This window comes from Microcoleus sp. B9-D4, from assembly GCF_036705105.1.
Taxonomy (GTDB): domain Bacteria; phylum Cyanobacteriota; class Cyanobacteriia; order Cyanobacteriales; family Microcoleaceae; genus Microcoleus.
Window position 1 is genome coordinate 122,334 of the sequence record NZ_JAUBTS010000014.1, and the last position, 6,843, is coordinate 129,176.

Below are 6,843 nucleotides of genomic sequence, written 5' to 3' on the forward strand. Positions count from 1 at the left end.
AAGTTTAATTATGCCCTCGATTGAGAAGATGGAAAAGGCAGCGGTTGATTTGAGTCGGCAAGCAGAAGTTTATTTCGCCGAAGGAAAGTTGAATGAGGCAGTTGCTGCTTGCGAGTCAGCGTTGAAAATTGAACCGAATTTGGCGGCAGCTTGTCAGACGCTGGGAAAGGTGATGCAGGTTCGAGGTGAAATCGAACAAGCTAAGCAGTGGTATGAAGCGGCGATCGATCGCAATCCAAATTTGCCGGAAGTTTACGCTAATCTCGGCATTTTGTATTCTCAAGAAAAACAGTGGGAAAAGGCGATCGCCAATTGTGAAAAAGCGATTTCGCTAGCGCCGAATTTTGCTGCTGCTTATCGGCAGTTGGCGAGAGTTTGGACGCAGTTGGAGAAGCGAGAAGAGGCGGCAGAATGTTGGTATCAAGCTTTTAATATCGAGCCGAATTGGGCAACTGCTGACGAGCACGTCACTCTGGGAAATAGTTTAGTTGAATTGGGAAAGTGCGATCGCGCTATTGAGTGTTATTCGCGGGCAATTAAGTTAAACCCGCAACTGGCAACAGCTTATCACAATTTGGGGGAAATGCTAGTCGGGGAGAAACGGTGGGATGAGGCGATCGCCAATTACCGACAAGCCATTGCCATCAATCCAAATTCTTTTGAATCTTACCACAGTTTGGGTAAGACTTGGGCGGAGCGAGGAGAATTGGATCGGGCGATCGCCTGTTACAACAAAAGCCTCGAACTCAATCCAAATTATGCTCGTGCTTACGTGGGTTTAGGTAATGTTTTCGCACAAAAACGCGACTTTGATGCAGCTATTAAATGTTACCGTCAGACTCTGGAAATCAATGATAATTCCTACTGGGCATACAATTGCTTAGGGGACGCTTTGGCTCAAAAACAACTGTGGCCCGAAGCTATTAGTTGCTACCGCAAAGCTATTGCAATAAATCCCAATATTCCTTGGTTTTATGTCAATTTGGGAGTTGCCTTAACCTGCGAACAATCCTGGGATGAAGCTGTGGCTGCTTACCTGCACGCGGTTCAGATTGAGCCGAATTTGACCGGAATCAATCAACGGTTGGGATATGTTTTGCGGAAGCGCAGCGAATCGGGTTTAGACAGCACAATCGCAACTTATTGTCAAGGTGTAGAAATACTTGCAAGCGGGAAAATTTACCACAACTTGCTGGGAATTGAGTTAGATGGAGCGGAGTTTTATATAAATTTAGGCAATATTTTAGCGAAACAGAAGCAGTTGGAAGGTGCGATCGTATTTTATAGTATGGCACTGCAAATTGAACCCAATGCTGAGGAAGTTGTCGCCCAACTGAATGATGTGCGGGCGAAACAACAGGAGTTGTACGCACAAATTGCTGCTTACCGCCACCAAATAGAAATCGATCCGACCAATTCTAAGCCTTACAACGATTTAGGAAATATTTTACCCCAATTAGGGGAATTAGAAGAAGCAATTATTTGTCACCAAAAAGCGAGCGAATTGAGGGGTTGGGGTGATTGTGCGGCAAAAGATTATCAATTTACCCAAGATTGGTTTACCCACAATATTCCTATTTGGCAACGGCATTTGCAGGAATTTACCGGAATTGCGGATTTTCAAGTTGTGGAAATCGGCAGTTTTCAGGGAATGTCTGCTTGCTGGCTGCTGGATAATATTTTAACTCATCCGACGGCAAAGATTACTTGTATTGATTTGTATTTCCAACAACATTTTAAGGGCAATATTGTTAAAACGGGAGCAGCAGATCGGGTAATTGAATTAGAAGGTTACTCTCAAGATGTGTTAGTGAATTTGACTTCGGAATATTACGACGTTGCTTACATTGACGGCTGCCACAAACCCACCAGTGCTCTGCAAGATGCGATTTTATCTTGGAGGTTGGTGAAAGTTGGGGGATTGATGATTTTTGACGATTACGAGTTTACGTTTCCCGACAGCCCGGAGCAAGATACTAAAATTGGGATAGATGTTTTTTTGGAGATGTTTGGAAGTCAGTTGGAAGTTGTACACAAAGGCTATCAACTGATTGTTAAAAAAATTGGCAATCAAAGTTTGGGCGAGGAGCAAACTCTGTTGTCTCTGGGTTGGGAAAAGTTGGGGGATATTGCGGCGAATTCCGGTTATTTGGATGAGGCGATCGCCCGCTATCAAACAGCTATTAAAATTAAGTCTGGCAACTACTTAACTTACCACAAGTTGGGTAAATCTCTGCAAAAAAAAGAACTATTTGACGAAGCTGGGGCAGCTTACCAACAGGCGATCGCACTAAACCCTAATTTTAGTTGGTCTTACCACTTTTTGGGGGAGACTTTGCAGGCGATTGAGGAACACGACGAGGCCGCTGCTGCTTACCGCAAAGCTATTGAGTTAAATCCCGATTTTTGTTGGACTTACAACAATTTAGGCGATGTGCTGATGGAGCTTTGTGAGTGGGAGGAAGCTGCTGTTGCTTACCGCAAGTTAGTTGAAATAAATCCCGATTTTTGTTGGTCTTACGATAGATTAGGTAAGGCTTTGGTTGCGCTGGAAAATTGGGAAGAAGCGGCGGCGGCTTACCGCAAAGCTATTGAATTAAATTCCGATGATTGTTGGCTGTACAATTGTTTGGGGGAAGTTCTGGAATCACAAAAAAAATGGCCGGAAGCAGCAGTGGCTTTTGGTCGTGCTATTGAGCTAGAATCCGATCATAGTTGGCTGTACAAAAAGTTGGGTGATGCACTGCGTAATCAAGGGGAATTGGAAAGGGCGATCGCCATTTATGAAAAAGGTATCAATCTCGATCCAAAATCCTGCTGGTGTTACGAAGGATTGGGTTTGAGTTTAATGGCTAAACAGCAGTGGGAACCGGCAATCACTAATTTAGTTCAAGCCCTGCAAATTAAACCGGATTTGTTTGAAGTTTACGATAATATAGGTTATGCTCTGGAACAAAAAGGAGAAGCCGATGAGAGCTATCGGGCAAAATGCAGTAATCAAAATTTACCCTTAAGTATTCTCGAAAAATACTGTGGGTTTACAGAAGATTTGACCGTTGCAGCAGAATCGAATCTGCACCTCACCTGCATTGACATCCATCCTGCGAGTCACATCAATTTATCAGATTCCAAAACGATCGACAGCAGCCACAGATTTTGGGAGCATCAAAGTCATTCCAGAAAAGCTTTTGTTGCCGTATTACCAAACGGACGAGCTTGGGCTGATGTGGTGACTACCGCCGTGATTACTTCAGACAATAAACTTGTTACTGATATTTCAATGGGTTGTGCTGAATTGGTAATCACTTCCGACAAATTGCCTCCTGCTGAACACGTCGATGGAAATGTAGCTTTTTTATCTGCTCGCTGGGGTGGAGCCGCTTATTTTCATTGGATGTTTGATGTGATGACGCGATTTGACCTTTTGCAGCGGAGCGGATTGATAGAAACTATAGATAAGTTTGTTGTCAATGCCTCGGATTCTTCCTATCAAGCAGAAACTTTAGAGACTTTAGGAATTCCTCAAGATAAACTTTTAGAAAGTCGCTGCAATTTACACATTACCGCCGATAAATTAATAGTTCCGTCAATATTTTATGACGGATCAGGAGCGGTTTCAAAATGGAAGTGTGAATATCTCAAAAAGACATTTTTAAATGAACAACAGTCCCTAAATACAGACTATTCAGAGCGAATTTATATCACCCGCCAACAAGCATCCTATCGGCGACTCGTCAACGATGAAGAGGTAATTAAATACTTAGAAAAATTTGGGTTTCGCAGTGTCAAGTTGGAAACGATGTCGGTAGCGGAACAAGCATCGTGTTTGGCTGCTGCTAAAGTAGTTGTCGCACCTCACGGAGGGGGGTTGACTAATCTAGTTTTTTGCAGTCCGGGAACTAAGGTAATTGAGATTTTTTCTCCCCTTTACGTGCCGCATTGTTATTGGATGATTAGCAATTTGTGCGGTTTGGAACATTACTATTTACTTGGTGAGTTGGTAGATGACCCAACTCAGAAATATCCGGGACATAAAGATATACGGGTGGATTTGAACTCGCTGGAGAAGTTAATGAATCTTGCAGGAGTTTTTCATGGATAATGAGTACCACGATTTGGGGAATTCCCTGCAAGAAAGCGGTCGGTTTAATGAGGCTGTTGCTGCGTACAAAAAAGCTCTTGAATTAAATCCTAGTTTTTCTTGGTCTTATCACAGTTTGGGTGATGTTTTGCTGAAACTTGAAAAATGGGAGGAAGCTGTCGCTGCTTACAAAAAAGCTGTTGAGTTAAATCCCGATTTTTCTTGGTCTTATCACAATTTGGGCGATGCTTTGCTGAAACTTCGGCAATGGGAAGAGGCTGCTGTTGCTTACCGCTGCGAGATTGCTCTAAACTCGGATTTTGCTTGGTCTTTTTGCAATTTAGGCGACGCTTTAACTAAACTAAAACAGTGGGATGAAGCTATTGCGACGTATTTAAAAGCTATTAAAATTGACGGAGATTTGCCGGGAATTTACGAGAAGTTGGGATATGCTCTCGGACAAACTGAGTCGGATTTAAAGTTGGTTTTAGAACAATATCAATTGCAAATTACACCGGAAAATTGGGGATTTTATTTGCAGTTAGGAGAGAATTTAGCTAAGTACGATCGCCCAAAAAGCGCAATTATTATTTACCAACTTCTCTTGACATATGCTCCGAATTGTGCAGAAATGTCAGCGAAAATAGAGGAGTTGTTGCAGCAGCAAGAAAAGTGCGTTAGCGAAGCCCTCGAAGAGGATCGCGCATTAGCTTCATCTCGCGCAACTGTCGCCCAAAAACCAGATGATTGCTGGTCTTATTACAATTTAGGTGCTGTTTTGAGCCAGCAAAAATATTGGGAGGAAGCGGCGGCGGCATTTTTCCAAGCAATAGAAATAAATCCCGATCTTCCTTGGTGGTTTTATTACAATTTGTGGGAAGTTTTTGTTAGGCAAAACAAGCTATATGAAGTTGAGAACTTGTGCCGCGAAGTTGTTGCCGCTAAACCGGAGGCTTTTTGGCCTTATCTGAATTTGGGGGAAGTTTTGACGAGGCAATGTAAAATTGCCGAGGCGATTAGCTGTTATCAAACTGTTAGTTTTAAACAAAGTTTTGCATCTATTATCAGTAAAAGAACAGGCAAGATGCCTGTTCCACAATCAGATACAGGCAAGATGCCTGTTCCACAAGCAGATACAGGCAAGATGCCTGTTTCACAAGCAGATACAGGCAAGATGCCTGTTCCACAAGCAGATACAGGCAAGATGCCTGTTCCACAAAATTGGAACTTAAAACCAGTCCAAGTTCCTAACTTTATAATTATTGGTTCTCAGCGGTGCGGCACGACTTCTCTGTATACTTATTTAGCTCAACACCCGCAAATTTTGACTCCGATTAAAAAGGAGATGGATTTTTTCTCGTGGCACTTTGACAGAGGGATTGATTGGTATTTGGCTCATTTTCCGCCAATGCCTTCGGGAGAGGAATTTGTAACTGGCGAAGCAAGTCCAAGCTATTTTGACTATCGGGAAGCACCGGAACGTCTCTACACCGCGTTTCCAGAGGCTAAACTGATTGTACTTTTGCGAAATCCGGTCGATCGGGCGATTTCTCAATTCTACCGCTTGACTGGCTTAAATTGGGAAGCGCGATCGATCGATCGAGTAATTAGCCATGAAGTTGAACGGTTGAATCAAAATCCAGAATACATCATCGGCGAGGAACCGGGGAATTATTTAGCTCGCGGTAGGTACATAGAATTTATTAAAAACTGGCGGACTTTCTTTCCCCCAGAACAGTTGTTAATTTTGAAAAGCGAAGATTTTTATGCAGATGCGGCCACAACTGTCAAGCAAGTTTTAGAATTCTTAGATTTGCCGGAATATCAATTGTCTGAATACCAAAATGCTAATCCTGGTTCTTACCAGCGGGTAAATGCATCGGTTCGCGACAGGTTGAGCGATTATTTCCGACCTTACAATCAGGAATTAGAGGAATATTTGGGGAGGCAGTTTGATTGGGAATAAAGTTGAGCTAAGATTAGAACAACTTGTAAGGAGGTAATACCAATGCTGACGATCGAGCTAGATACATTACTTAAAGAACAAGCACTCCAACGCCAAGATCCTGAAGATCGCTACATTACCGATAGCGCCAACTGGGAACAATACGAGACACTGCTGAATCGGATTGGAGATACAGCGGGATATCGAGTTACTTATTTAGATGGAGTTTTGGAAATTATGTCACCTTCACGCCGCCATGAAAGTCGCAAAACTGGCATTGGAAATCTGCTAGAAATTTACTTTGTAGAAGCTGAAATCGAATATTTTCCTTTTGGGTCTACAACTCTGCGACAAGAGGAAAAAAGTGGCGGTACGGAACCGGATGAAGCTTACTGTATTGGCACAGATAAAGAATTTCCCGATTTGGTAATTGAAGTGATTGTTACCAGTGGTAGCATCAATAAACTAGAACTGTATAGAAGGTTGAATGTGCGAGAGGTTTGGTTCTGGCGAAATGACCGATTTTCTATCTACCATTTGCGAGAAGAAATTCCGGTTGAATTCGTGTCCAACTGCGGTTATGAATTAATCACACAAAGCGAATTGCTGCCAGGAATTGATATCGATCTATTGACAGAATGTGTAAAAAATCCTCACCCGTTAGCAGCAGCAAAGGATTGGAGACAGAATTGCCGACATACTTAGGAATGATAATTAAATAACTTCCACTCTTGAAAGTGGGATGGGCGTGCCGCCCGTCCAAAAAGGACGGGCGGGACGCCCATCCCACCATAAAAAATAAAAATTTAAGTTATTT

At 42.7% G+C, this 6,843-nt stretch carries 3 protein-coding genes; all 3 read left to right on the plus strand.

The annotated features are described in order from the left end of the window. Positions 1-10: 10 nt before the first annotated feature. Genes QUB24_RS11685 through QUB24_RS11695 form a run of 3 tightly spaced genes read left to right on the plus strand, consistent with a single transcriptional unit; the run spans position 11 to position 6,731 of the window. A complete protein-coding gene (locus QUB24_RS11685; protein WP_333153324.1) occupies positions 11-4,102 on the plus strand; it encodes a tetratricopeptide repeat protein in 4,092 nt (1,363 codons plus the stop codon). Beyond that, entirely contained in the window at positions 4,095-6,047 is a 1,953-nt protein-coding gene (locus QUB24_RS11690) for a tetratricopeptide repeat protein (RefSeq protein WP_333153325.1), read from the plus strand. The genes QUB24_RS11685 and QUB24_RS11690 overlap by 8 nt, the downstream gene beginning before the upstream one ends. Positions 6,048-6,089: 42 nt before the next feature. After that, a complete protein-coding gene (locus tag QUB24_RS11695) occupies positions 6,090-6,731 on the plus strand; it encodes a Uma2 family endonuclease (protein WP_333153326.1) in 642 nt (213 codons plus the stop codon). Positions 6,732-6,843: the final 112 nt, after the last annotated feature.